Below are 24,756 nucleotides of genomic sequence, written 5' to 3'. Positions count from 1 at the left end.
CTGGGGCGGAGAGGATGATGTGAACCGGTTCTTCCAGCGTACGGTCGGCCTGGCGGTCATCGTGCTCGTGCTCGCCGCCGCCGGTCTGCTCTGGTGGGGCATCGCCGTCACCGATCCGCCGGCGCTGTGGCATCCGGTGCGCGTCACGCTGGCCGGCGCGTGGCAGGTGATGTACAGCGCCGAGCTGCCCCACGTCGGCGTGCTCGCCGCCGCCGTCGGCATCGCGCTGCTCATGGTCGCCCTCGTCGTGGTGAGCGAGCGGGTGGTCGCCGCCCGCTATCGCCGCGCCGGCGCCGAGGTCACCAACCTGCCGCTCGCACCCCGCGCCGTCATGACCCGCACGCGCGGGGAGTTCGCCGGCGACGTGACCGTGACCGTTCTCATTCCCGCGCACAACGAGGAGCAGTCGCTGCCGCACACCCTCACCTCGCTGCAGCAGCAGGCGCGCCCGCCGCAGCGGGTGATCGTCGTGGCCGACAACTGCACCGACGGCACGGTCGCCGTCGCCCGCGCGCACGGCGCGGAGGTGTTCGAGACCGTCGGCAACGTCCACAAGAAGGGCGGTGCCCTCAACCAGGCGCTGGCCAACCTGCTGCCCGAGCTCGGCGACAACGACACCGTGATGGTGATGGACGCCGACAGTCAGATCGGGGGCGACTTCCTCGCCGAGGCGGCGCGGCGCTTCACCGACGACAGGGCACTGATGGCGGTCGGCGGGCTGTTCGAAGGAGAAGAGGGGCACGGGCTCCTCGGCCAGTTCCAGCGCAACGAGTACACCCGGTACCAGCGTGAGATCCGCCGCCGCGACGGGCGCGTCTTCGTGCTCACCGGCACGGCGTCGGTGTTCCGCTCGGCCGCACTGCGCGCCGTCGCCGAGGCGCGGGGCGACCAGATCCCCGGCATCCGCGGTGAGGTCTACGACACTCTCGCGCTCACCGAGGACAACGAGCTGACCATCGCCATCAAGTCGCTCGGCGGGCTCACCACCTCGCCGACGCCGTGCAGCGTCGTCACCGAGCTCATGCCCACCTGGCGGATGCTGTGGGCGCAGCGCCTGCGCTGGCAGCGCGGCGCACTCGAGAACCTCGGCGCGTACGGCGTCACCCCGCAGACGCTGCGGTACTGGGGCCAGCAGATCGGCATCGGCTACGGCGTGCTGGCCCTGTTCGCGTACTTCGCGCTGCTCGCTCTCATGCTGCTGGCGATGGACACCTGGGTGTGGTTCCCGTTCTGGCTCGGCATCGGGGCGCTGTTCGCCGTGGAACGCGTCGTCACCGCCTGGCGCGGAGGCTGGCGCGCCCGACTGGTCGCCGCGCTCGTGTTCCCCGAGCTGGTCTACGACTGCTTCCTGAACCTCGCCTTCCTCAAGGGCGTGTTCGAGATCGCCTTCGGCAGACGTGCAACCTGGAAGCACGTCGATCACAGCAAGGCGGAGGTCCGCTCATGATCGGCATCGTCTCCGGGGCGGCGCACGTCGTGCCCGCCGGCATCCTGCTGCCCGAGTCGCTGCTGTACACCGACTGGTTCGGCGTACTGGCGACCTTCGTGGCGATCAACACGATCATCTACGTCGTGCTGGGCATGATCAAGGTGCTGCCCAAGTGGCGCCGTCGCGGGCACACCGGGGCGAGCCGGCGGTCAGAGACCCGCAGCATCCACCCCGACGCGCCGCTGTAGATCGGCGAGCATCTGGGGCACATCCTCGACCGGCGTCGGCCGGCCCAGGTGATACCCCTGCGCGAAGTCGACGCCGAGGGCCCTGGCCGCGTCGAGCTGGCCGGCGTCTTCCACACCCTCGACGAGGGTGCGGGCGCCGGCGGCATCCGCGGCGGCGAGGATGCCATCGAGACGTTCACGCCCGGCGGCATCCGCGAGCGACTCCCAGAACAGACCGCGATCGATCTTCACGATGTCGGGGCGCAGATCGCGGATGCGCTTCTCATCGGCGAAGTCGGCACCGGCGTCGTCGATGAGCAGGAACCCACCCAGACGGTCGACCTGCTCGCGCACCGCCACACATTCCTCAGGGGGAGAGCCCTCGAAGAGCTCCAGCCCCCACGAGCGCTCACCGCGCTGCAACAGCTCGGCGAGGAACGGGTCGATCATCGTCCGACCCGAGGCGTTCAGCGTGACGAACGCCTCGCGCGGCAGAGCCGACGCGTCGGTCACGGCGCCCTCGATCAGGCGCAACTCGAGCTGCGCGCGGGCGCCCGCTCTCTCGGCGGCCTGCAGATGCTCCAACGGCGAGACGCCGTCGTCGAACCGGGCGAGCGCCTCGAATCCGGCCAGGCGCATCAGGCGCAGATCGACGATCGGCTGGAAGTGCGCTCGTGCGCCGATCGGGTGCGTCATCGAGCCTCGGCGATCCTCAGGGGGCAGGTCACGGTTCAGTGTATGCCCGGCGATGCTCTGAGGACCGCAGTGAACGGCTCGTCGCGACGGGCGGGGTAGCCTGGCAGCGGGGACGCGCACCGTATCGGGGACGGAAGGGGAGCACGACGTGGTCGAGCAGGGGATTCGCGCCGCCGACGCGCAGGACCTCGCCTGGTTGAGGCTGGGGTGGCTGCAGAGGGCCCGCAAGCGCACATCGATCTACTCGGTGGTCACGGCGATCATCTGCATCTTCTTCGCGATGCTGTTCGTGCTCGAGCTGACCGAGCACGACATCTCGACGTTCGAGATCCTGCTCTCGGCCGGACTGATGCTCGTGTGCCTCGCCGTCGCCGCAGCCGTGTTGCTCGCCGGCGTGCGCCTGCCGCAGTGGTTCGGGCTCGTGATGGTCGTCGCGCATGCGGCGATCGCCGTGTACTACCTCGGGTTCTCCGACGAACGGCAGAACGCCGTGGCGAGCATCCAGGAGCTGCCGGTGATGGCGATGTACCTGGCATGGTTCTACGGCGCGCGGATCGGGCGGATCGTCGAGCTGATCATCGTCGTCTCCGTGAGCGTGGCGATGGGCGCGGGACCGTTCGGCGGGCCCGCCGTCGACGGCGTCGCGGGGCCGGGACTGCTGGGTCCTGCGAACATCATCGGCGCGGTGCTGCTGACCTGGATGTGCCTCGAGATGGGGCTCTTCCTGCGCCACCGCGTGCGCATCGAGACGCACACCGACGAACTGACCGGGGCGCTGAACCGCCGCGGCTTCGCGTTCCACATCCAGGACGCGGTGCGCCGCGCGGCACGCAAGGGCCGTCCGCTGTCGATCGCGGTGCTCGATCTCGACGACTTCAAGGCGGTGAACGACGGCGAGGGGCATGACGCGGGCGACGCGGTGCTGAAGAGCGTCGTCGCGCAGTGGATGTCGCTGTCGCGCCAGAGCGATCTGGTCGGCCGGCTCGGCGGCGACGAGTTCGCCATGCTGCTGCCCGAGACCTCGGCGGCCGAGGCGGCGGAGATGCTGCGCCGGATGCGGCTCATCGCCAGCCACCCGTGGTCGTGGGGCATCGCCGAGTGGAGTGCCGGCGACACCGCGGACGCCGTGCTGCGCCGGGCGGACGCGGCGATGTACCGCGACAAGCGCGGCGTCTGACCGCATCCCGTCGACGGATGCGGCCGTTCCGCCACTTCTCCGACGATCACGATCTCCCGGGAATACCCCCAGGGGGTACCCTGTTGTATGCTCGTAAGTACCCCGCCCGGGTACGTGAACGTGAGGAGACACCATGACCACGACCCAGTTCCAGGTGACCGGGATGACCTGCGGCCACTGCGAGATGTCCGTCCGCGAGGAGGTGGCGAAAGTCGCCGGTGTCGACGGCATCGACGTCAGCGCGCAGACCGGGATGCTCGTCGTGAGCTCGACCGCATCCGTCGACCCGAACGCCATCATCGCGGCCGTCGACGAGGCCGGATACCAGGCGGTGCCGGCCTGATGAATGCCGCGGCACGCCTGGGCCTGTTCGGCCTGGGATTGGTGGCGGTGTTCGGCGTCGCCGCAGCCGCCTCGGGGGCGATCGCGCCCGAGGGCATCGCCGCCGGTTGGACCACAGAGGAGGGCACCACCATGGCCGATCACACGCAGGCACCCGCGCACTCACCCGCGCCGTCGACGCAGAGCGAGCACGGCGGCCATGATCCCTCGGCGCAGGCCGGACACCTCGGCGGACTCGCCCTCGCCGAGGCCGGCTACGCGCTCGATGCGATCACCGCACCGACGGCCGTCGACGAGAGCGGCGTGCTGAGCTTCCGCATCGTCGACGCGCACGGTGAGCCCGTCGTCGACTACACCCCGGAGCATGACAAGGAACTGCACCTCATCGTGGTGCGCACCGACGGCGCCGAATTCCGTCACGTTCACCCCGAACGGGATGCACAGGGACGCTGGTCCATCGACTGGTCGTGGACTGAAGCCGGCTCGTACCGGGTGTTCGCGGATTTCGCGGCCTCCGGCGCCGAGGGTGTCACCCTCTCGCGAACCCTTGATGTCGCGGGTGAGTTCCGTCCCGTCGCTCCGGCGCCGACCCGCGATGCGGAAATCGCCGGATACGAGGTGCGGCTGAGTGGTGATCTCGTCGCGGGCTCGGCATCCGACCTCACCGTGTCGGTCATCCGGGACGGAGCACCGGTCACCACCCTCGAGCCGTACCTCGGCGCTTTCGGGCACCTTGTGGCGCTCCGACAGGGCGACCTCGGCTACGCACACGTGCACCCCGAGGGTGCCGCCCCGCATGACGGCGACGCCGCCGGGCCCGACGTGTCGTTCACCGCATCCGTGCCGACGGCGGGACGCTACCTGCTCTACTTCGACTTCCGGGTCGACGGCACCGTGCACTCCGTGCCGTTCGTCGTCGACACCACGCCTTGACGCCACGCCGTGACACCACGCACCGACCAGGAGCCATGACCATGAGCACCACTGCCCTGCCGGACGGCACGGCACAGACCCGGATCGATCTCGAGATCGGCGGGATGACCTGCGCCTCGTGCGCGATGCGCATCGAGAAGAAGCTCAACAAGCTCGACGGCGTCACCGCGACGGTGAACTACGCGACCGAGAAGGCGCAGGTCACGGTCGAAGGGCGGATCGACCCCGCGGTGCTGATCACCGAGGTCGAGAACGCCGGGTACTCGGCGGCCCTGCCCGCCCCGCCCGACGGCCCTCGCGGCGATGGCGGCGAGACGGCGGAGGACCGCGAACTGCGCTCGCTGCGTCACCGGCTGGTCGGATCGATCGTGCTGTCGGTGCCGGTGATCCTGCTGGCGATGATCCCGGCGCTGCAGTTCACCTTCTGGCAGTGGGCATCGCTGACGCTCGCCGCGCCGGTGATCGTCTGGGCGGCGTGGCCGTTCCACCGCGCCGCGTGGGTGAATCTGCGCCACGGCGCCGCCACCATGGACACGCTGATCAGTCTCGGCACCACGGCGGCGTTCCTGTGGTCGCTGTATGCACTGTTCCTCGGCACCGCCGGCGAGCCGGGCATGACGCACGGCTTCTCGCTGGCGATCGCGCCCAGCGACGGTGCCGCCAACATCTACCTCGAGGTCGCCGCGGGCGTGACCATGTTCGTGCTCGCCGGGCGCTACTTCGAGAAGCGGGCCAAGCGTCGCGCCGGAGCCGCCCTGCGTGCGCTGCTCGAGCTCGGCGCGAAAGATGTCGCGGTGCTGCGCGGCGGCGTCGAGACCCGCATCCCGACGTCCGAGCTGCGCGTCGGCGACGAGTTCGTGGTGCGCCCCGGCGAGAAGATCGCCACCGACGGCGTGGTCGTCTCGGGCTCGTCTGCGGTGGACAGGTCGATGATCACCGGCGAGTCGGTACCGGTCGAGACCGGTGAGGGCGACGCGGTGACCGGTGCGACCGTGAACGCCGGCGGCCGACTGGTCGTGCGCGCGACCCGGGTGGGGGCGGACACCCAGCTCGCGCAGATGGCCCGCATGGTCGAGGACGCCCAGACCGGCAAGGCCGAGGTGCAGCGCCTCGCCGACCGCATCTCCGGCGTCTTCGTGCCGATCGTCATCACGATCGCGGTGGCGACGCTCGGCGCGTGGCTGGGGGCGGGATTCCCGGCATCCGCCGCCTTCACCGCCGCGGTCGCCGTGCTCATCATCGCCTGCCCGTGCGCCCTCGGCCTCGCCACGCCCACCGCGCTGCTGGTGGGCACCGGCCGCGGCGCCCAGATGGGCGTTCTCATCAAGGGACCCGAGGTGCTCGAGTCCACCCGCCGCGTCGACACCGTCGTGCTCGACAAGACGGGCACCGTGACCGAGGGTCGGATGAGCGTCGCCGCGGTCGTGCCCGCGGAGGGGACGGATGCCGCGGTGCTGCTGCGCGTGGCCGGTGCCCTCGAACACGCCAGCGAGCATCCGATCGCCCGTGCGATCGCGGCACGCGCGCTGTCGGCCGCGCCGCCCGCCGAGGGGTCGCAGAACGTCGTGTCCGGGGGTCCGGATGCGGCCGTTTCTGACCCCTCGCGGGACGTGGCGGATGCTGCGCTGCGGGACTCCCACGGTGAGGGGTCGCAGAACGTCGTGTTCGAGGGCTTGGATGCGGCCGTTTCTGACCCCTGGCGGGGGCTGCCCACCGTGGAGACGTTCCAGAACGTCGAGGGGCGCGGTGTCACCGGCGTCGTCGAAGGGCGGGCGGTGCTCGTCGGCCGGCTCTCGCTGCTCGAGGACTGGGCGATCCACCCGTCAGCCGACCTGCTGGTCGCCAAGGCCGAGGCCGAGGCGGCCGGTCAGACGGCGGTGCTCGTCGCCTGGGATGGAGCGGCGCGCGGCGTGATCGTCGTGTCCGATGAGGTGAAGGCGACCAGTACCGGAGCCGTCGCCTCCCTGAAGGCGCTCGGGCTCACGCCCGTGCTGCTCACCGGCGACAACGAGGCGGCCGCGCGGCACATCGCCACGCAGGTCGGCATCGACGAGGTCATCGCCGAGGTGCTTCCGGCCGACAAGGTCGCCGTGGTCTCGCGACTGCAGTCCGAGGGAAGGGTCGTCGCCATGGTCGGCGACGGCGTCAACGACGCTCCCGCGCTCGCACAGGCCGATCTCGGCATGGCCATGGGCACCGGCACGGATGTCGCGATCGAAGCATCCGACGTCACCCTCGTGCGCGGCGACCTGCGCGCGGCGGCGGATGCGATCCGGCTGTCCCGCCGCACGCTGGGAACGATCAAGGGCAACCTCTTCTGGGCCTTCGGGTACAACGTCGCGGCGATCCCGCTCGCGGCGCTCGGGCTGCTGAACCCGATGCTCGCCGGCGCGGCGATGGCGTTCTCGAGCGTGTTCGTCGTGGGCAACAGCCTTCGACTGCGGTCGTTCCGCTGACACGACCACGGGCACGGCCACGGCCTAGAATTGCCGGTCGTGGGTGAACAGCTGTTCCTGGGCGCGATCGCGATCGGCATCGGCCTGGTCGCCGGCGTGGCGTTGTTCGTTCCGTTCGTGGCGATCAGCTACCGCAGACGCGGTCGTCTGAGCCTGCCCCGCCTGCTGTTGTGGTTCGCTGCGCTCGTCTACTTCTGGGCGATCTGGACGTATACCCTGTTGCCGCTGCCGGAGCCCGGCAGCATCCGCTGCGTGGGGATGATCACCGACCCCGTCGCGATCGTGCGCGACGTGCAGCGGGCGATCGCCGCTCCGGGCAGCACCCTCACGCATCCCGCCGTCCTGCAGCTGGCGTTCAACGTGCTGCTGTTCGTGCCGCTCGGCTTCTTCCTTCGCGTGCTGGGCGGGCGCGGCATCCTCGTGGCGCTGCTGGTGGGCCTCGGCCTGTCGCTGTTCGTCGAGACCACGCAGCTCACCGGCGTCTGGGGTCTGTACCCCTGCGCCTACCGCTTCTTCGATGTCGGCGACCTCCTCACCAACACGACGGGCTCGGTGCTCGGCTCGGTCTTCGGCCTCGTCGTGCCGCGCGCCCATCGCGGCCTCGCCACGGCGCCGGATGCCGCGATGCCGCGCCCGGTCACGCGCGGCCGACGCGCGGTGGCGATGCTGTGCGACGGCATCGCGTTCTTCCTGATCTCGGGCATCGTGAGCGTCGCGACGCAGCTGTTCCTGCAATACGTGCGCCACGACCGCGCAGCGGTCCTCGACGGAGCATGGGCCGCGCTCGCCGGCACCGGCGGAGCGGCATCCCTCTGGCTGATCGTGATCGCGATCAGCGGGCGGTCGATCGGCGACCTCGCCGTGCAGCTGCGCTACACGGGCGGGCCGGTGCCGATGCCGCTCGCCCGGTTGCTGCGCTGGGCCGGCGGAGTGGCCGGTCTCTCCGCGCTCGGTCTGCTCGGTGGCCTCTTCGGCCCGCTGTCGAGTGCGCTGCTGTTCGCCGCCTGCGTCATGCTGTTCTTCACGCGGGCGGGCCGTGGGCTGCCCGGCGTTCTCTCCGGCCAGCATCTGACCGACGCGCGCGCTCCAGGTGCCGGCGACGGATCAGGTCGAGCGACTCACAGTGTGGGCCACTCCTCGGCCAGGAGCGCGTAGTTCAGGCCGTCGAGCCATTCACCCGAGCGATGCAGGCCGGTCTTGCGGCTGCCCTCCTCGCGCCGCATCCCGAGACGCTCCATCAGCCGCCAGGAGCGCTCGTTGACGGTGAAGCATCCGGCGTGCACCCGGCGCAGCCCGAGGGCTCCGAAGCAGGTGTCGATCACGGCCCGGACCGCCTCGGTCGCGTATCCGTTGCCCGCGTGTGCCGGATGCAGCACCCAGCCGAGCTCCGCCTGAACCCCCTTGGCCTGATCGGCGACTTCGGCCTGCGCCCAGCCGTCTTCGATGCGCACCATGATGTCGCCGATGATCGCCGGCAGCTCGGTGGGCGCCGCGAGCGTCTCGATCACGAACGTCGATGCGAGCCGATCACGCTCGGAGTACGTCTCGTGGAATGCCTCGCGCGTGGCGGGCGCGCGCCCCAGCCAGCGGTTCACGTCGGGAAGGCGGCGATACTCCCACACCGCGTCGAGATCGTCGACGGTGCAGCGGCGGATCTGCAGTCGCGGCGTCCGGACGGGCCAGGCGTCGGGTCGCTGTTCGTTCATCCCGTCAGCGTAGTTCCCTGAGATCAGGATGCCTCGGCGCGACCCTGCTTCCAGTAGCCCATGAACGCGATCGAGCGCCGGTCGATGCCGAGGTCGCGCACCAGGTGCCGGCGCAGCGCGGTGATGGTGCCGGCCTCTCCGGCGAGCCACGCGTACTCGCCGCCGTCGACCGCATCCGGCACCTCCCAGAGGATCTCGTCGGACGACGGATCGTCGAGATCCGCGGCGGCTGATGATGAGGCGCGCTGCCGCCCCCACGCGTGCACAGCCGCGCTCAAGCGCACTCCGTGCGCGGCGCCGCTGCGCGCGAGCCAGCTCACGCGCACGCCGTCGGGAGCGGTCAGAGGCAGGGCGTCGGCCTCGGTCGGCACCTCGATGCACACCTCGCCGACCGCGTCGGCGGGCAGCGCCTCCACGATGGAGCGGATCGCCGGAGCCGCGGTCTCGTCACCGGCGATCAGCACCGATGACGCCGAACCGGGCTTCCACTCGATCCCGCCGCCCTGCTCCTCGGAGCGCGAGTCGGGACCCACGACGAACATCGGATCCCCGACGCGTGCCGCGCTCGCCCAGGCGGATGCCGGACCTTCGGTGCCGTGCAGCACGAACTCGACATCGATCTCGCGGTCCTGCGGGCGCGGAGCCCGGATCGTGTAGGTGCGGATCGGATTGCGCTTCTCGTCGGGCAGCTCGCGCCAGCGCCGGTACCACTCGCCCATGCTCTGCGTCTCGTCGAACTGCCCGACGTCGGTGATCGTCCCGTCGGCGAACGGGATGATCAGCTTGATGCGCTGATCCAGGCCGTCGGTGCCGAAGTGCTGCAGGTCGTCGCCGGCGAGCGTGATGCGCGTGAAGTGCGGCGACAACGGGGTGATGCGCGAGACGGTCGTGCGGAACGTGCGGTAAGGATGGTGGCTCACGTCTCCATACTAGGTTAGGCTTTCCTAACGTGACCTCCACCGAGTCCCGCGAAACCCTTGCCGACGAGCTGCACGGCGAAGCCCTCGCCCTCAGCTACGGGCGGATGCGCGTCGTCCACGACGTGTCTCTGCACCTGCGCCCCGGCGTCGTCACCGCACTGATCGGACCCAACGGCAGCGGCAAGTCCACCGCGCTGCGCGCCCTCGCCCGGCTGCACAGAGTCGACTCCGGCGCCGTGCGCATCGACGGCGCGCACGGCGCGCGCGACGCGGCATCCCTGTCCGCCAAGGAGTTCGCCCGCACGGTCGCGATGCTGTCGCAGTCCCGACCGCATCCGTCCGGTCTCGAGGTGCGCGACGTGGTCGCGTACGGCCGGCACCCGCACCGCGGCCGGTTCGCCGGGCTCACGGATGCCGACCGCCAGGCGATCGCCCACGCCCTCGAGCTCACCGGTCTCGACGCCATGGCGCATCGGCCGGTCGACGAGCTCTCCGGCGGAGAGCTGCAGCGCGTCTGGCTGGCGACCGCGCTCGCCCAGAGCACCGGCATCCTGCTGCTCGACGAGCCCACCAACCACCTCGACCTGCGCTACCAGGTCGAGACCCTCGACCTCGTCTGCGACCTGGCCGACCGCGGCACGGCCGTCGGCGTCGTGCTGCACGATCTCGACCACGCCGCATCCGTCGCCGACGAGGTGGTGCTGATGCACCGCGGCCGCGTGCACGCCGCCGGCTCCCCGGCCGCCGTGCTGACGTCCGAGAACCTCACCGAGGTGTACGGCCTGCCGATCGACGCCGCCGTCGATCCGCGCACCGGGCGCGTGCACGTCACTCCGCGCGGCAGGCACCACGACCGTGCCCGCCGCGCCCTCACCGCTCTCTCCGCCTGAACCCTCACCCGAAAACCCCCGGAGCACCTTCATGAACAAGCCCTTCGCCGCCCTCGCGACCCTCGGCGCCCTCACCCTGGCCCTCACCGCCTGCGGCACCACGCAGGCCGCCCAGAAGCCCGCCGACGAGACGACCTCGACAGCGACCGGCATCGGCTGCGCCGACGACACCACGAAGACGTCCAGCGGACCGGTCGAGCTGACCGACGCCTTCGGACGCACCGTCGAGCTGGACGAGCCCGCCGAGAACGTGGCCGTGCTCGAGTGGCAGCAGATCGAAGATGTGCTCTCCCTGTGCTTGACCCCGGTGGCCGTGGCGGATGCCGAGGGCTACCGCACCTGGGACACCGCCGAGGAGCTGCCCGAGGACGTGAAGGACATCGGCACCCGTCAGGAGCCGAACCTCGATGCGCTGTTCGCGACCGAGCCCGACCTCGTCATCGTCGAGGCCTACACCCGCGATGACGCCATCATCGGTCAGCTCGAGAAGTACGGCGTGCCCGTGCTCGCCACGCTGGGCGCCAACGCCGAGGACCCCATCGCGCAGACCCTCGACACGTTCGACCTGATCGCCGAGGCCACCGGCCGCACTGAGCGCGCCGACGTGGTCAAGGACGAGTTCGAGCAGCACCTCGCCGACGCGAAGGAGAAGGTGGCGGATGCCGCCCCCGAGGTCAGCGATTTCGTGTTCTTCGACGGCTGGGTCGACGGCGGCAACGTCTCGCTGCGTCCCTTCGGACAGGGTTCGCTGATCGGTGAGATCGGCGAGGAGCTGGGCCTGACGAACGCCTGGACCGGTGAGGTCGATCCCGCCTACGGCCTCGGCCAGACCGACATCGAAGGCATGACGACGATCGGCGACGCCACCCTGCTGCACACCGGCACCGCCGACCCGGATTCCGAGAGCTTCGTCGCCGCTGCCGAGAAGAACCCGGCCTGGGCATCGATCCCGGCCGTGGCGGAGGGGCGAATCCACGCCTTCCCGGCCGGCATCTGGACCTTCGGCGGTCCGCGCTCCGCCGAGCAGATCATCGACGCGTACGTCGACGTCATCACGAAGTGACCCTGCAGGCTCCGGTCACCCGGTCGTCGGCCGACAGCGCCGCAGACCCCGCAGGGCGGCGCGGCGGCATCCTGTCCGCCGTCGCCGTGCTGCTCGGCCTGCTGCTGGTGCTGCTGGTCTCCGCCCTGTGGCACCTCACGCAGGGCACCAGCGGGCAGGTGTTCGCTGATCCGGACATCCTCTACGGCTCCCGGCTGCCCCGGCTCGCCGCCGGGGTGACCGTCGGCGTCGCTCTCGGCGTCGCGGGGCTGCTGATGCAGTCGCTGTCCCGCAACCCGATCGCGTCGCCCGACACCCTCGGCGTGACCGGCGGCGCGTACTTCGCCGTCACCGCGGTCACCGCATTCGGCGTCTCGATCCCGTTCTGGGCGTCGGGCATGGTCGCGTTCGCAGGCGGGCTCTTCGCCGCGGCGCTCGTGCTCGGCCTCGCCGGCGGCGCGGCATCCTCCACCACACGGCTCGTGCTCGCCGGCTCCGCCCTCGCCCTCGCGCTGCAGGCCGGCACCTCCGCGCTGCTGGTGCTGTTCGAGGAGGAGACCAAGGGGCTGTTCGCCTGGGGCAGCGGCAGCCTGTCGCAACTCGGCATCGAGAGCTTCCTGCGCGCGGCACCGATCGTGCTCGTCGCGACGGGGCTCGCACTCGCGCTCACCCGCCGACTCGACGTGCTCGCCCTCGGTGACGACACGGCCTCCTCGCTCGGGGTGCCGATCCGCTCGACGCGGGTTCTCGGCATCCTGCTCTCCGTCACGTTGACGGCGACCGCGGTGACCCTCGCCGGCCCCGTCGGCTTCGTCGGCCTGTGCGCGCCGGTGCTCGCCCGGCTGCTGTCGCGCCTCGTGCCCGCCCTCGGCCGGCACGTGCTGCTCATCCCGGCCACCGGGCTGATCGGCGGAATCGTCGTCGTCCTCGCCGACGCCGTGCTGCGCGCGCTGATCGGCGCCGAGGGGGCGATCGCCGTCCCCACCGGTGTCGCCACGACCCTGCTCGGAGCGATCGTGCTGGTCACCATGGCGAGACGCCTGCGCGATGCGGGCCCGACACGGCGTCCGCCGAGCATCCGGTTCGGGGTGCGCAGCGGTCGCCGGTTCGCGACGGTTCTCGTCGTCGGCGCGGCCGCACTCGCCGGGATCGTGCTGGTCGGCTTGCTCGTCGGCGCGACGCCGCTGCTCACCGGCGACATCATGCTGTGGCTGCAGCAGCAGGCTCCGCCCCTCGTGTCGTTCGCCCTCGACGAGCGCGCCCCGCGCGTGATCGCGGCCGTCGTCGCCGGCGCCGCGCTGGCCCTCGCCGGCACCATCACCCAGGCGGTCAGCCGCAACCCGCTGGCCGAACCGGGTCTGCTCGGCATCACCGGCGGTGCAGGTCTCGGTGCAGTGCTCGTGGTCACCAGCGCCACGGCATCCACCTTCGGGATGCTCGCCGCCGCGATCGCGGGCGCGCTGCTGGCGTTCGCGCTGGTGTACGCGCTGGCATGGCGCGGTGGGCTCAGCGCCGACCGCCTCGTGCTGATCGGCATCGGCGTCTGGTACGGCAGCACCGCACTGACCACCTTCGTACTGCTGCGCTCGAACCCGTGGGACACTCCGAAGATCTACACGTGGCTGTCGGGAACCACCTACGGGCGGATCTGGGAGCAGGTGATCCCGCTCGCGATCGTGCTCGCCGTCGCTCTGCCGTTCGTGGTCGCACAGCGCCGCGACCTCGACATCCTCGCGATGGACGAGGACACGCCGCGGCTGACCGGCATCCGCCTCGAGCGCACCCGACTCGGACTGCTCGTCGCGGCCGCGCTGCTCGCCGCCCTCTCGGTCGCGGCTGTCGGCGTGGTCGGCTTCGTGGGCCTCGTCGCGCCGCACGCGGCGCGGGCTCTCGTCGGGGCCCGGCACACCAGGGTGATCCCCGTGGCGGTCCTGCTGGGCGCCGTGCTCGTAGGCGTCGCGGATGCCGTGGGGCGCACCGTGCTCGCACCGGCGCAGTTGCCGGCGGGAATCGTCGTCGCCCTGCTCGGTGCACCGTACTTCGTGTGGCTGCTGTGGAGGTCGCGGGACGCATGACCGTGCGTGTCCGCCGAGGACCGCGCTGGTCCGCCGAGGACCGCGCTCGTCCGCCGAGGACGAACACACAGCCCCTTCCGAAACCATCCGCGTAACGTCGAGGGCATGACCACGGTTTCCGTCGACGACGCCGCGATCGCTGAGGCCAAGCAGCTGCGCGACGAGTTCCAGAGGTTTCTCCGGGAGTACGAGTTCGGCATGCGCGAGGTCGAGACGAAGATCTCGATCCTGCGCGACGAGTTCACCCACGATCACGCATACAACCCGATCGAGCACGTCAAGAGCCGGCTGAAGTCGCCCGACGGCATCGTCGAGAAGGTGGCGCGCAAGGGGATCGAGCCCGACTTCGACTCGATCCGCCGGCAGATCACCGACATCGCCGGCGTGCGCGTCACCTGCAGCTTCGTCAGCGACGTGTACCGGCTGTTCGAGCTGTTCACCCAGCAGGACGACATCACCGTCCGGCTTGTGAAGGACTACATCGCTGATCCGAAGCCCAACGGGTATCGCAGTCTGCACGTCATCGTCGAGGTGCCGGTGTTCCTCTCGGTCGGCACGGTGGCAGTGCCCGTGGAGGTGCAGTTCCGCACGATCGCGATGGACTTCTGGGCCAGCCTCGAGCACAAGATCCACTACAAGTTCGCAGGGCGCGTGCCGGCCCACCTCGTGCAGAGCCTGACCGACGCCGCGGATGCCGCCGGCGAACTCGACGTGCGCATGGAGCGCCTGCACCGCGAGGCGCACGAGATCAATCAGCGCGTGATCGAGGCGTGAGGCGGGCGCCGCGCGCCGGCATCCGTCGCCTGTCGCCGACACCTCTGACCGCCGCCGACACCCCGGCACCCCTGGCTGCCGCCGACACCGCTGCGGAGAGGCACCCGCAGGCGGGGGTCTTGGCGAGAAGCCGGGGTGTCAGCGGCTGACGGTTCCGGCTGCGCCGAGGAACGCGCGCGCCGCGACCGCCAGTGCCGTGACGCCGACGTCGATCGTCGGGTGGATGACGGGCGCGTAGAACGGGGAGTGGTTGGTCGGGATGTCGCGATCGACGGTGTCGTTCGCGATGGCCTGGGCGTAGGCGGCCGGATCGGCGCCGCCCCAGAACCAGAACACCAGCGGCACTCCGGCGTCGCGGGCGAACCAGGAGACGTCCTCACTGCCGGTGAACAGGCCGGGATCGATCACGGCATCCGGGCCGAACGCGGTCTGGAAGGCGGCGACGGCGCGGGCGGTGGCGTCGGCGTCGTTGATCGTGGCGGGCAGCGTGTGCAGGGTGGTGATCTCGGGCTCGCGTTCGGCTCCCGAGGCCATCGCCTCGGCGCGCACGATGCGCTCCACCTTCGCGAGCACCTTGTCGCGCAGCTGCTCGTCGGGATAGCGCAGGCTGAGCTGCAGCGTGGCATCCGCGGGGATGATGTTGTTCTTGGTGCCCGCGTGGATCGACCCGACGGTCACGACGGCGAGGTCGTGCGGGTCGACCTCGCGCGACACCACCGTCTGCAGCCGCATCACGGTCGCCGCCGCCATCACGACCGGATCGATGGTGGAATGCGGGCGCGAGCCGTGTCCGCCGCGACCGTGCATCACGACCTGAATGCCGTCGGATGCCGACATCTGCGGCCCCGGCCGCACTCCGATCACACCGGCGGGCAGCGGAGTGACGTGCTGGCCGAGCACCACGTCGGGCCGCGGGAAGCGGGCCAGCGCGCCGTCGTCGAGCATCGCCCTCGCGCCGGAGCCGTACTCCTCCGCGGGCTGGATCACGACCACCAGCGTGCCGCGCCACGCGCCGCGCTCGGCGACCAGCCGCTCGACAGCGCCGATCATGGCCGTCACGTGCATGTCGTGCCCGCACGCGTGCATGACCGACACCGTGTTGCCGTCAGGGTCGATGCCGGTGGCTGTCGACGCGTACGCCAGCCCGGTCTCCTCCTTGACGGGCAGGGCGTCCATGTCGGCGCGCAGCCAGACGACCGGCCCTGAGCCGTTCTCGAGCACGCCGATGACGCCGGTGACGCCGATGCCCTCGTGCACCTCCAGTCCCAGCTCGCGGAGGTGCGACGCGGCGATGCCCGCAGTGCGGGTCTCCTGGAACGACAGCTCGGGATGCCGGTGCAGATCGATGTACAGCGCTTCGAGGTCGATGCTCATGCGCCGAGCATAACGACGTCGGCGCGCGTTCGTTCAGTGCTCGCCGCCGAGCCCCCCGGTCAGGCGATCGCGGAAGGCGGCGGCGGTCTCGTTGAGCCCGGTGATCTCGACGGCGATTCCGTGTGCCGCGTACTTGGTGACCACGGCGTCCAGCGCGGCGACGGTCGACGCGTCCCAGATGTGCGACCGCGACATGTCGATGACGACCCGACCGGGATCGGCGGCGTAGTCGAACTGGGTGGTGAGGTCGTTGCTCGAGGCGAAGAACAGCTCTCCGTCGACGGCGTACCTGGCCTCCTCGCCGTCGTCGGACACACTGCGGGTGACGGTCACGAAGTGCGCCACACGACGGGCGAACATCACCATCGCCGCGATGACGCCCAGCACGACGCCGACCGCCAGGTTGTGCGTCCAGACGGTGGCGATCACCGTGATCAGCATCACGGCGGTCTCGCTCTTCGGCATCCGGCGCAGGGTGGAAGGGCGGATGCTGTGCCAGTCGAAGGTCGCGACCGAGACGAAGATCATCACCGCGACGAGCGCCGCCATAGGGATGATCGCGACCACGTCGCCGAGCACGAGCACGAGGATCAGCAGGAACGTGCCGGCGAGGAACGTCGAGATGCGCGTGCGCGCCCCTGACGCCTTCACGTTGATCATGGTCTGGCCGATCATCGCGCAGCCGCCCATGCCGCCGAACAGCCCGGAGACGATGTTCGCCCCGCCCTGACCGAAGGATTCGCGGGTCTTGCGGGAGTGGGTGTCGGTGATGTCGTCGACGAGCTTCGCCGTCATGAGCGACTCCATCAGGCCGACCAGCGCCATGGCCAGCGCGTACGGGCCGATGATGCCGAGCGTCTCGAGGGTGAGGGGCACGTTCGGGATGAAGAGCGTCGGCAGGCTGTCGGGCAGCCGGCCCTGGTCGCCCACGTTCGGCACGGCGACGCCGAGGAGGACGACCGCCGCGGTGAGGACGACGATCGCGACCAGCGGCGCCGGCACGACCTTCGTGAGCCGGGGGAACAGGAAGACGATGGCGAGGCCGATGACGGTGAGCGGGTACACCGCCCACGGCACGCCGAGCAGCTGCGGCACCTGCGCCGAGAAGATGAGGATCGCGAGGGCGTTCACGAAGCCGACCATCACCGAGCGGGGGATGAAGCGCATGAGCTTGGCGACCCCGAGAGCGGCGAGCACGAGCTGGATCACCCCGGCGAGGATGACCGTGGCGATGAAGTACTGCATCCCGTGCTCGCGCACCACCGGCGCGATCACCAGGGCGACGGCTCCGGTCGCCGCCGTGATCATCGCGGGCCTGCCGCCGAGGAAGGCGATGACGACCGCCATGATGAACGACGAGAACAGCCCCACCCGGGGATCGACCCCGGCGATGATCGAGAACGCGATGGCCTCGGGGATCAGGGCCAGGGCGACGACGAGGCCCGCCAGCACCTCGCGCGTGAGCAGTCGCGGGCTGCGCAGCGCCTGCCAGACCGTGGGTTCGATCCGGTATCTGGAAGCGCTGTCGCGTGCGGGGGAGACCGCGGTCATGGATGCTCCGTAGTGTCTCGAGGGTTCGGGGGTGAGTGCGACCGGCGCAGCAGCGAGGCGGGTGATCGTCGCCTCCTAGGTTCTCACAGCCGGCGCGTGGTACCGTTGTGTGTCCCTCCACCGGAGGCTTCACTCTCATCCTGGCCCGCGATCTCTTCGTGTGCGGCCCCTTTCCGATCGTCCTTCCCGCGTGTGAGTGCCGCGGACGACGATCCACCGCCCGCCGCTTCCGCGCATCCGCGTGCCGCGGCCGGCTTTCACCCCAGATCGTGCCCACCGGAAGACTCGGTGCGGCGCCCAGGTCGCTTCGGCGGCCATATCAACAGAAAGAAGAAACACATGGCCACTGGCACTGTGAAATGGTTCAACTCCGAGAAGGGCTTCGGCTTCATCGCGCCCGACGACGGCACCGATGACCTGTTCGCCCACTTCTCGGCGATCACCGGTTCGGGCTTCAAGGAGCTCACCGAGAACCAGAAGGTCGAGTTCGAGCCGGAGCGGGGCCCCAAGGGCATGCAGGCAGCGAACATCCGCCCGCTCTGAGCGCGGCGCACTGCGACTCGAACCGGCCGGAGCCCTGTGCTCCGGCCGGTTCTTCGTTTCCCGGCGCCGGCGGAAGATCGGCATTCGAATCGGTTCGAAACTCTGATTGGATGTTCTGGTGCACAAGAGCGATGAGTCGAAGGCCGCCGGGTTCGGAGCCCTGCTGTGGCTCTTTCTGGCGACGTTCTCGATGGGCATCGACGGGTACGTCCTGGCCGGTCTGCTGCCGCAGATCGCGGACGATCTCAACGTGACCGATGCCGCCGCCGGCCAGCTCGTGGCGGTGTTCGCCCTGACGGCCGCGATCGCCGGCCCCGTGCTCAGCGCGCTGACCGGCGCCTGGGAGCGCAAGGGCGTGATCGCCGCATCCCTCGCGGTGTTCGTGCTCGGCAATCTCATGATCGCCCTCGCACCCGACTACTTCTGGGCCATCGCCGGACGTGTCATCTCTGCGCTCGGCGGCGCGCTGCTCAGCGCGGTGGTGAGTGCGTACGTGGTCGCGAAGACCCCTGTCGAGCGCCGCGGTCGTGCCCTGTCGTTCGTGCTCGGCGGCTTCCTCGCCGCCACCGCGCTGGGCGTGCCGATCGGGCTCGTCATCGGTCAGGACGACTGGCGTCTGCCGCTGTTCCTGGTCACCGGCGTGGGGCTCGTCTCGCTCATCGGCATCCTGATCAAGGTGCCGCGCCTGCACCTGCCCTCGCGCACCCTCATCGAGACGCTGCGGCCGCTGCGCCAGCCGGCACTGATCGGCGGCATCCTCGTCGCCACCGGCATCATGTGCGCCAGCTACCTGTGCTTCACCTACGCCACCCTGATCTTCGGCCCGCGCATCGGCGACGGGCTGGCGATGATCGGCGCGATGTTCGGCTACGGCGTGGTCAGCCTGATCGGCAACCTCGTCTCGGGGCGGATGATCGACCGCTTCGCTCCCGTGCACGTCGTCACGGTGATCGTCGGCGTGCTGATCGGCGTCGCCCTGCTGGGCGCGGCGGGCCTGCTGCTGCCCGGCCTGGCCGGTGCGCTCGCCGCCTTCGCCTGGTTCTTCGCGTGCGCGTTCTTCAACGGCGGATCAGGCGTGGCGCTGCAGTCGCGGCTGAGCACGCTCGCCCCCGACTCGATCGCGCTCGTGCTCGCGCTGAACGGCAGCGGCATGCAGCTGGGTTCGGCGCTCGGCGGGATGCTCGGCGGCGCGCTGCTGGTCGCAGGGCTGCCCGCCGACGGGCTGCTGCCCGCGTCTGCGGTGGTGCTCACGATCACGATGGCCCTGCACCTGACCGTGGCAAGGTCCACCCCGCGCCACGCGGTGCTCGCACCCGTCGCCTGAGCCTCAGCGGCGGTGCGCCTCGAGCGCCGGTCCCGGGTGCAGCACGCCGTTGACGATGGCGCGGATGGCGAACTCGCTCGCCGTGCCCAGGTCGATGATGTCGGGATGCAGCAGCCACTGCAGCTGCAGCCCGTCCATGACCGCGAGGATCGCCGCCGACGCGGCGGCGATCGCCTCGGTGTCGGCCACGCCCTCGTTCGCGCACAGCTCCTGGAACGCTTCGGAGACCTCGCGCCGAAGCGTGGTGTACCGCTCTTCGAAGTACTCGCGTCCCGGATGCCGATCGGTGACGGACTCGGAGGAGAGCACGGTGTACGCCTGCACGATACCCGGACGCTGCGCGTTGACGTAGGCGGTGCGGACCAGATGCAGGAAGAGCTCGAGGCCGCCGGGGATGTGACGCTCTGCGAGCTCGGCGACGTCCGCCTGGTCGCGGTACGCCAGCACCTCGAGGAGCAGCTTCTGCTTCGAGCCGAAGTGGTGCAGCACGCCGGCATGCGTCATGCCGACCTGTTCTGCGACATCGGCCAGGGTCCCGTTCGCCGAGCCCTTGTTGCCGAAGATCTCGACGGCGGCCTTGAGTATCTGCTCGCGCTTCTCCAGCGTGCCGGGGCGATGCTGGGTCGCCGGGCTGCGGCTGTTCGCCATCGGATCCGCTCTCTCGTGTCCGTTTCGGGATGTCCTTGCCATACTACTGACTGGTCAGTAAGCTCCACAACGCGGTTACTTTCCCGACAGTAAGTTTCCGCATGAGCGGTGACGCTCGCATCCCCCGCACAAGGACCCGTGCCCTAGGAGAAGCAATGAAGCTCAGAAGATCACTGATCGGCGCCGTCGCGCTCGCCGCGATCGGCGTCACCGCACTCGCCGGATGCTCGGCGGGCGGCGACCCGGCCGAGGCGGAGGCCGGCAGCGGCGCGGCCCTCACCATCGCCAAACCCGACGGTGCGATCACCACGGAGTCGCACAACCCGTACCTCGGTGATTCCTCGGCATCCAAGTACGGCTATGCCAAGGTCATCTTCGAACCTCTCGCGCTCGTGAACCCGACCGGAGATCTCGGCACCACCCCGTGGCTGGCCGAGTCGGTCGAATGGAACGACGACTACACCGAGCTCACCGTCGTTCCCCGCAGCGACGTCAGCTGGAGCGATGGCGAGCCGTTCACCGGCGACGACATCGTGTTCACCTTCGACCAGTTCCTGAACGGCAAGCTCGCCGACGCGTCCGGCCTGCACTACGAAGGGGCCACGGTCGACGGCGACCGCATCACCCTCACCTTCGCCGACTCGAAGTACACCGCCCAGGCGCGCGTGCTGCACACCCCGATCGTGCCGAAGCACATCTGGGAGAACATCGAAGACCCCAACACCGACCCGCTCACCGGGGAGGGACTCGTCGTCGGCACCGGGCCCTATGTGCTCTCCAACTGGACGACCGAGTCCGTCACCCTCACGGCGAACGAGGACTACTGGGGCGGCGACCTGGTCGTACCGGAGCTGCACTACGTCTCCTACGGCGACAACGCCGCACTGACCACCGCGCTCGCGTCCGGCGAAGCCGACTGGGCGCAGGCGTTCATCCCGCAGATCGAGTCGAGCTACCTCTCCGCCGACGAGGATAACCACTTCCTCGTCTCGCCCACCGCCGGCGCAGGCACGCTGTTCTTCAACCTGCAGGCCGAGCCCTTCGACGACCCCGCGCTGCGTGAGGCGCTGGCCTGGACGATCGACCGCCAGGCCTACGTCGACATCGCGCGCGAGGGTGCCAGCGAGCCCGTCTGGAACGTCACCGGCCTGGGCACACTGCTCGAGGACGAGATCATCCCCGAGTACAAGGACCAGAACTACTCCGTCGACATCGACAAGGCCAAGCAGATCCTCACCGACGCCGGCTACAGCTGGAAGGACGAGAACCTGATCGATCCCGACGGCACGCCGGTCTCGTTCTCGATCTCGGTTCCCGCCGGATGGAGCGACTGGAACACCGAGCAGGCGCTCATCGCCGAGGAGCTCGATGAGGCGCTCGGCATCGAGGTCAAGGTCGACCAGCCCGACTGGGGCGGCTGGGATGCCGCACGACAGGAGGGCACCTTCCAGGCGATCATCCACTGGCTCGAGGACACCGGGAACGCCTACGGCTTGTACACCTCGACCATGGACCCGAAGTGGATCGTCGACGGCAAGGCGCAGTACAACTTCGGCCGCTTCGACGACCCGGCCGTGACCGAGGCGCTGAACACGTACGCGAACGCCGCCAGCGACGACGACCGCGCAGCCGCCTCGGCGGTGCTGCAGAAGGCGTTCGCCGAGAACGTGCCGGCGATCCCGCTGGGTGCCCACCCGCTGCTCGGCGAGTTCAACACCCGCAACTACGTCGGATGGCCTTCCGAGGACGACCAGTACGCGTCGGCCGACCCGACCCAGCCCGGCATCGTCCAGATCCTCACGAAGCTGACGCCCGCCGGGTGACCCCGCCACCCCGTCGTCGAGCGAGTTCGCTGTGCCTCGCTCGACGACGGGGGTGCCTGTCGGCATCCGTCACCGCACGAAAGCGAAACCCATGCCAGATCCACTCCTCACCGTGCGCGATTTCTCGGTCGTGTACGACGTCGACCCGCCTGTGGCGGCGGTGAAGAACGTCGATCTCGAGCTGCGACGCGGCGAGATCCTCGGTCTCGCCGGCGAATCGGGATGCGGCAAGACCACACTCGCCTACGGCATCCAGCGTCTGCTCAAGGCGCCGGCCGTCATCACCGGCGGATCCGTGGTCTTCCACGATGCCGGCGGTGACGACATCGACATCGGCGCACTCGGCGCGGAGCAGATGCGCCGGTTCCGGTGGGACAAGATCTCGATGGTGTTCCAGGGCGCGATGAACGCGCTGAACCCGGTGGCCACCATCGGCGCACAGCTCGAGGACGTGTTCGAGGTGCACCGTCCGGGCATGAGCCGGCGGCAGCGGCGTGAGGCCGTCCGCGAGCTGCTCGAGATCGTCAGGGTCGGTGCGCAGCGCAGCCGCTCGTTCCCCCATGAACTCTCCGGCGGTATGCGCCAGCGCGTGATGATCGCCATGGCACTGGCGCTGCGACCGCAGTTGATGGTGATGGACGAGCCGACGACGGCCCTGGACGTGCTCGTGCAGCGCGAGATCCTCCGCCAGATCTCGCAGCTGCGGCGCGAGTTCGGCTTCTCGGTCATCTTCATCACCCACGACCTGCCGCTGCTGCTGGAGATCAGCGATCGCATCGCGATCATGCGCGACGGCGAGATCGTCGAACTCGACACCGCCGAGCGCATCTGGCGCTCACCGCAGGACGACTACACGCAGACGCTGCTCTCGTCGTTCCCGCGGCTGACCGGCGAGAAGGGGGTGGTGGTGCGATGACCATCCTCGAAGTGCGCCATCTCACCAAGGTTTACAACGTCCGCGGGGCGGGGCGGATCACCGCCCTCGACGACGTGAGCTTCGCGCTGCGCTCGGGCATGACCCTTGGCCTGGTCGGTCAGTCGGGCAGCGGCAAGTCCACCATCGCGAGGATCCTCACCCAGCTCGAGACGCCGACGAGCGGCGAGGTGCTGCTGGACGGCAGGCCCATCCCGCATCGCGGGCGCGGGCTGCGCACGTACCGCCAGCAGCTGCGCATGGTCTTCCAGGACCCGTTCGCCTCACTGAACCCCTACCACTCGATCCGGTACCACCTGGAGCGCCCACTGCGCCTGGACGACGTCGTGCCGAAGGACGACACCGAGAACGAGGTGCGCCGTCTGCTGCAGCGCGTACGGCTGGAACCGGATGCCGTGATCGACCGCCGGCCGCATGAGCTCTCCGGCGGTCAGCGGCAGAGGGTCGCGATCGCCCGCGCCCTCGCATCGCGGCCCGCGATCCTCGTCGCCGACGAGCCGGTCTCGATGCTCGATGTCTCGATCCGGCTCGGGGTGCTCAACCTGCTCGCGGATCTGCAGCGCGAGGAGGGCCTCGGCGTGCTGTACATCACGCACGACCTCGCCACCGCCCGCCACTTCAGCGACGAGATCATGGTGCTCAACCAGGGCAGGGTCGTCGAGCACGGTCCGGCGGATGACGTCATCCTGAGGCCGCAGGACCCCTACACCCAGGAGCTGCGCGCCGCCTCCCCCGACCCGGAACGGCATTTCGCGACGACATCAGGAGGCGCAGCATGACCGCGGTCGAACCCCAGCCCGTCGATGCGGTCGAGGCGGGCACCACGGCGACGAGAGTGACGGCGGGCCGGTCACGGGTGCCATGGCGCTTCCTCGGCGGTCGCGCCGCGTTCTACCTGTTCACCCTCTGGGCCGCACTGACCATCAACTTCTTCCTGCCGCGCATGATGAAGGGCGACGCGGTCACGCAGTACCTCGCGCGCAACCGCAACGTCTCGCCCGAGGCGGCGGATGCGCTGCGCGCGCTGCTGGGTCTCGACACCGACAAGAGCCTCTTCCAGCAGTACCTCGACTACTGGGCACTGCTGCTGCAGGGCGACCTGGGCGTCTCGCTGCTGCACGGTCTGCGTCCGGTCACCGAGGTGATCAGCCAGGCTCTGCCGTGGACGGTGGGGCTGGTCGGCTTCGCCACGATCGTGTCGTTCGCGATCGGGACGATCGGCGGCGCCGTGATCGGATGGCGCCGGGGCAGCAAGCTCGATGTCTTCATCCCGATCACCACCTTCCTCAGCACCATCCCGTACTTCTGGCTCGGGCTGCTCGCGATCGCCGTGTTCTCGGTGAACCTGCGTCTGTTCCCCATCGGTAAGGCGTACGGCGTGGGCATGAAACCCGGATGGGACGCGGAGTTCATCGGGCAGGTCATCCATCACGGCACGCTGCCCGCGGCGACCATCGTGATCGCCTCGCTCGGCGGATGGATGCTCGGCATGCGCAACATGATGCTCACGGTGCTCGACGAGGACTACATCACCGTCGCACAGGCGAAGGGCATGACCAACAGGCGCGTGCTGTGGCGGTACGCGGCGCGCAACGCGGTGCTGCCGCAGATCCAGAGCTTCGCCCTGTCGATCGGCTTCATCGTCGGCGGCACGATCGTGATGGAGATGGTGTTCAGCTACCCCGGTGTGGGCAAGCTGCTGCTCGATGCGACCAACGCCAAGGACTATGCGCTGATGCAGGGCGTGTTCCTCGTCATCACGCTCTCGGTTCTCGTGGCGAACATCCTCGCCGACATCGCCTACGCATTCCTCGACCCGCGCACGCGCCAGACGGAGGCCTGACATGACTCTCTCTCCCTCGGCAGACGCCACCGCAGCCACCACCGAGCCG

The 24,756-nt window shown here is 69.9% G+C and carries 23 protein-coding genes; 17 read left to right on the top strand and 6 right to left on the bottom strand.

Going from position 1 to position 24,756, the window contains the following annotated elements; translation table 11 throughout:
* The first annotated feature begins 19 nt into the window (after positions 1-19).
* Both ACFWH5_RS04210 and ACFWH5_RS04205 read left to right on the top strand, forming a co-directional pair.
* Entirely contained in the window at positions 20-1,447 is a 1,428-nt protein-coding gene (locus tag ACFWH5_RS04210) for a glycosyltransferase (RefSeq protein ID WP_378832113.1), read from the top strand.
* Positions 1,444-1,677, top strand: coding sequence for a hypothetical protein (locus ACFWH5_RS04205; protein ID WP_378832111.1), 234 nt, complete (start codon positions 1,444-1,446; stop codon positions 1,675-1,677). Before ACFWH5_RS04210 ends, ACFWH5_RS04205 begins: the two co-directional genes overlap by 4 nt.
* Here the strand turns inward: ACFWH5_RS04205 and ACFWH5_RS04200 are convergent.
* Positions 1,639-2,352: an EAL domain-containing protein gene (locus ACFWH5_RS04200; protein WP_378832109.1), complete on the bottom strand. Its 714-nt coding sequence runs from the start codon at positions 2,350-2,352 to the stop codon at positions 1,639-1,641. The genes ACFWH5_RS04205 and ACFWH5_RS04200 overlap by 39 nt on opposite strands.
* Positions 2,353-2,500: 148 nt before the next feature.
* Here ACFWH5_RS04200 and ACFWH5_RS04195 point away from each other — a divergent pair, with 148 nt between their 5' ends.
* The 5 genes from ACFWH5_RS04195 to ACFWH5_RS04175 all read left to right on the top strand — a co-directional run bounded on the left by ACFWH5_RS04195 (position 2,501) and on the right by ACFWH5_RS04175 (position 8,415).
* A complete protein-coding gene (locus ACFWH5_RS04195) occupies positions 2,501-3,529 on the top strand; it encodes a diguanylate cyclase domain-containing protein (protein ID WP_378832106.1) in 1,029 nt (342 codons plus the stop codon).
* A 133-nt stretch (positions 3,530-3,662) separates the two neighbouring features.
* Positions 3,663-3,872, top strand: a complete 210-nt coding sequence (locus ACFWH5_RS04190; RefSeq protein WP_378832104.1) for a heavy-metal-associated domain-containing protein — start codon at positions 3,663-3,665, stop codon at positions 3,870-3,872.
* Positions 3,872-4,804 (top strand): heavy-metal-associated domain-containing protein, encoded by a 933-nt coding sequence (locus tag ACFWH5_RS04185; RefSeq protein WP_378832101.1) that lies wholly within the window; start codon positions 3,872-3,874, stop codon positions 4,802-4,804. The genes ACFWH5_RS04190 and ACFWH5_RS04185 overlap by 1 nt, the downstream gene beginning before the upstream one ends.
* A gap of 41 nt (positions 4,805-4,845) precedes the next feature.
* Positions 4,846-7,260, top strand: coding sequence for a heavy metal translocating P-type ATPase (locus tag ACFWH5_RS04180; protein WP_378832099.1), 2,415 nt, complete (start codon positions 4,846-4,848; stop codon positions 7,258-7,260).
* A 39-nt stretch (positions 7,261-7,299) separates the two neighbouring features.
* Positions 7,300-8,415: a VanZ family protein gene (locus ACFWH5_RS04175; protein WP_378832096.1), complete on the top strand. Its 1,116-nt coding sequence runs from the start codon at positions 7,300-7,302 to the stop codon at positions 8,413-8,415.
* Here ACFWH5_RS04175 and ACFWH5_RS04170 read toward each other — a convergent pair.
* On the bottom strand, positions 8,379-8,966 hold the full coding sequence (locus ACFWH5_RS04170) for a GNAT family N-acetyltransferase (protein ID WP_378832094.1): 588 nt from the start codon (positions 8,964-8,966) through the stop codon (positions 8,379-8,381). The two genes, ACFWH5_RS04175 and ACFWH5_RS04170, sit on opposite strands and share 37 nt — an antisense overlap.
* Before the next feature lie 23 nt (positions 8,967-8,989).
* Entirely contained in the window at positions 8,990-9,886 is an 897-nt protein-coding gene (locus ACFWH5_RS04165) for a siderophore-interacting protein (protein WP_378832091.1), read from the bottom strand.
* A 104-nt stretch (positions 9,887-9,990) separates the two neighbouring features.
* On the opposite strand from ACFWH5_RS04165, the gene ACFWH5_RS04160 reads away from it, so the two are divergent.
* The 4 genes from ACFWH5_RS04160 to ACFWH5_RS04145 all read left to right on the top strand — a co-directional run bounded on the left by ACFWH5_RS04160 (position 9,991) and on the right by ACFWH5_RS04145 (position 14,667).
* The gene (locus tag ACFWH5_RS04160) at positions 9,991-10,776 is read left to right on the top strand and encodes an ABC transporter ATP-binding protein (RefSeq protein ID WP_378833538.1); all 786 of its coding nucleotides are present in this window, start codon (positions 9,991-9,993) and stop codon (positions 10,774-10,776) included.
* A gap of 31 nt (positions 10,777-10,807) precedes the next feature.
* Entirely contained in the window at positions 10,808-11,839 is a 1,032-nt protein-coding gene (locus ACFWH5_RS04155) for an ABC transporter substrate-binding protein (RefSeq protein ID WP_378832089.1), read from the top strand.
* A 2-nt stretch (positions 11,840-11,841) separates the two neighbouring features.
* Positions 11,842-13,893 carry an iron ABC transporter permease gene (locus ACFWH5_RS04150; protein WP_378833535.1) on the top strand — a complete coding sequence of 684 codons (2,052 nt, stop codon included), beginning with the start codon at positions 11,842-11,844 and terminating at the stop codon, positions 13,891-13,893.
* A gap of 105 nt (positions 13,894-13,998) precedes the next feature.
* On the top strand, positions 13,999-14,667 hold the full coding sequence (locus ACFWH5_RS04145) for a GTP pyrophosphokinase family protein (protein ID WP_378832087.1): 669 nt from the start codon (positions 13,999-14,001) through the stop codon (positions 14,665-14,667).
* Between the two features lie 138 nt (positions 14,668-14,805).
* On the opposite strand, the gene ACFWH5_RS04140 is transcribed toward ACFWH5_RS04145, so the two are convergent.
* Positions 14,806-16,041 carry an amidohydrolase gene (locus ACFWH5_RS04140; RefSeq protein ID WP_378832085.1) on the bottom strand — a complete coding sequence of 412 codons (1,236 nt, stop codon included), beginning with the start codon at positions 16,039-16,041 and terminating at the stop codon, positions 14,806-14,808.
* A 33-nt stretch (positions 16,042-16,074) separates the two neighbouring features.
* A complete protein-coding gene (locus tag ACFWH5_RS04135) occupies positions 16,075-17,592 on the bottom strand; it encodes a SulP family inorganic anion transporter (protein WP_378832083.1) in 1,518 nt (505 codons plus the stop codon).
* A 339-nt stretch (positions 17,593-17,931) separates the two neighbouring features.
* On the opposite strand from ACFWH5_RS04135, the gene ACFWH5_RS04130 reads away from it, so the two are divergent.
* Both ACFWH5_RS04130 and ACFWH5_RS04125 read left to right on the top strand, forming a co-directional pair.
* On the top strand, positions 17,932-18,135 hold the full coding sequence (locus ACFWH5_RS04130; RefSeq protein ID WP_309128815.1) for a cold-shock protein: 204 nt from the start codon (positions 17,932-17,934) through the stop codon (positions 18,133-18,135).
* A 118-nt stretch (positions 18,136-18,253) separates the two neighbouring features.
* Entirely contained in the window at positions 18,254-19,459 is a 1,206-nt protein-coding gene (locus ACFWH5_RS04125; RefSeq protein ID WP_378832080.1) for an MFS transporter, read from the top strand.
* Positions 19,460-19,462: 3 nt separating this feature from the next.
* Here the strand turns inward: ACFWH5_RS04125 and ACFWH5_RS04120 are convergent, their stop codons facing one another.
* Positions 19,463-20,107: a TetR/AcrR family transcriptional regulator gene (locus ACFWH5_RS04120; RefSeq protein ID WP_378832078.1), complete on the bottom strand. Its 645-nt coding sequence runs from the start codon at positions 20,105-20,107 to the stop codon at positions 19,463-19,465.
* A 155-nt stretch (positions 20,108-20,262) separates the two neighbouring features.
* Here ACFWH5_RS04120 and ACFWH5_RS04115 point away from each other — a divergent pair, with 155 nt between their 5' ends.
* The 4 genes from ACFWH5_RS04115 (at position 20,263) to ACFWH5_RS04100 (ending at position 24,707) form a co-directional block, all read left to right on the top strand.
* A complete protein-coding gene (locus tag ACFWH5_RS04115; RefSeq protein ID WP_378832077.1) occupies positions 20,263-21,930 on the top strand; it encodes an ABC transporter substrate-binding protein in 1,668 nt (555 codons plus the stop codon).
* A gap of 91 nt (positions 21,931-22,021) precedes the next feature.
* Positions 22,022-22,846: an ABC transporter ATP-binding protein gene (locus ACFWH5_RS04110; RefSeq protein WP_378832076.1), complete on the top strand. Its 825-nt coding sequence runs from the start codon at positions 22,022-22,024 to the stop codon at positions 22,844-22,846.
* Positions 22,843-23,643, top strand: coding sequence for an ABC transporter ATP-binding protein (locus ACFWH5_RS04105; RefSeq protein WP_378832074.1), 801 nt, complete (start codon positions 22,843-22,845; stop codon positions 23,641-23,643). Before ACFWH5_RS04110 ends, ACFWH5_RS04105 begins: the two co-directional genes overlap by 4 nt.
* A complete protein-coding gene (locus ACFWH5_RS04100) occupies positions 23,640-24,707 on the top strand; it encodes an ABC transporter permease (RefSeq protein WP_378832072.1) in 1,068 nt (355 codons plus the stop codon). Before ACFWH5_RS04105 ends, ACFWH5_RS04100 begins: the two co-directional genes overlap by 4 nt.
* Positions 24,708-24,756 lie beyond the last annotated feature (49 nt).

Origin of the sequence: Microbacterium sp. NPDC058345, assembly GCF_042723855.1 — a bacterium.
In the GTDB taxonomy this organism is placed as follows: domain Bacteria; phylum Actinomycetota; class Actinomycetes; order Actinomycetales; family Microbacteriaceae; genus Microbacterium.
The sequence above is the reverse complement of the archived record's forward strand: the minus strand, read 5'-3'. Positions and strand labels throughout refer to the sequence as shown.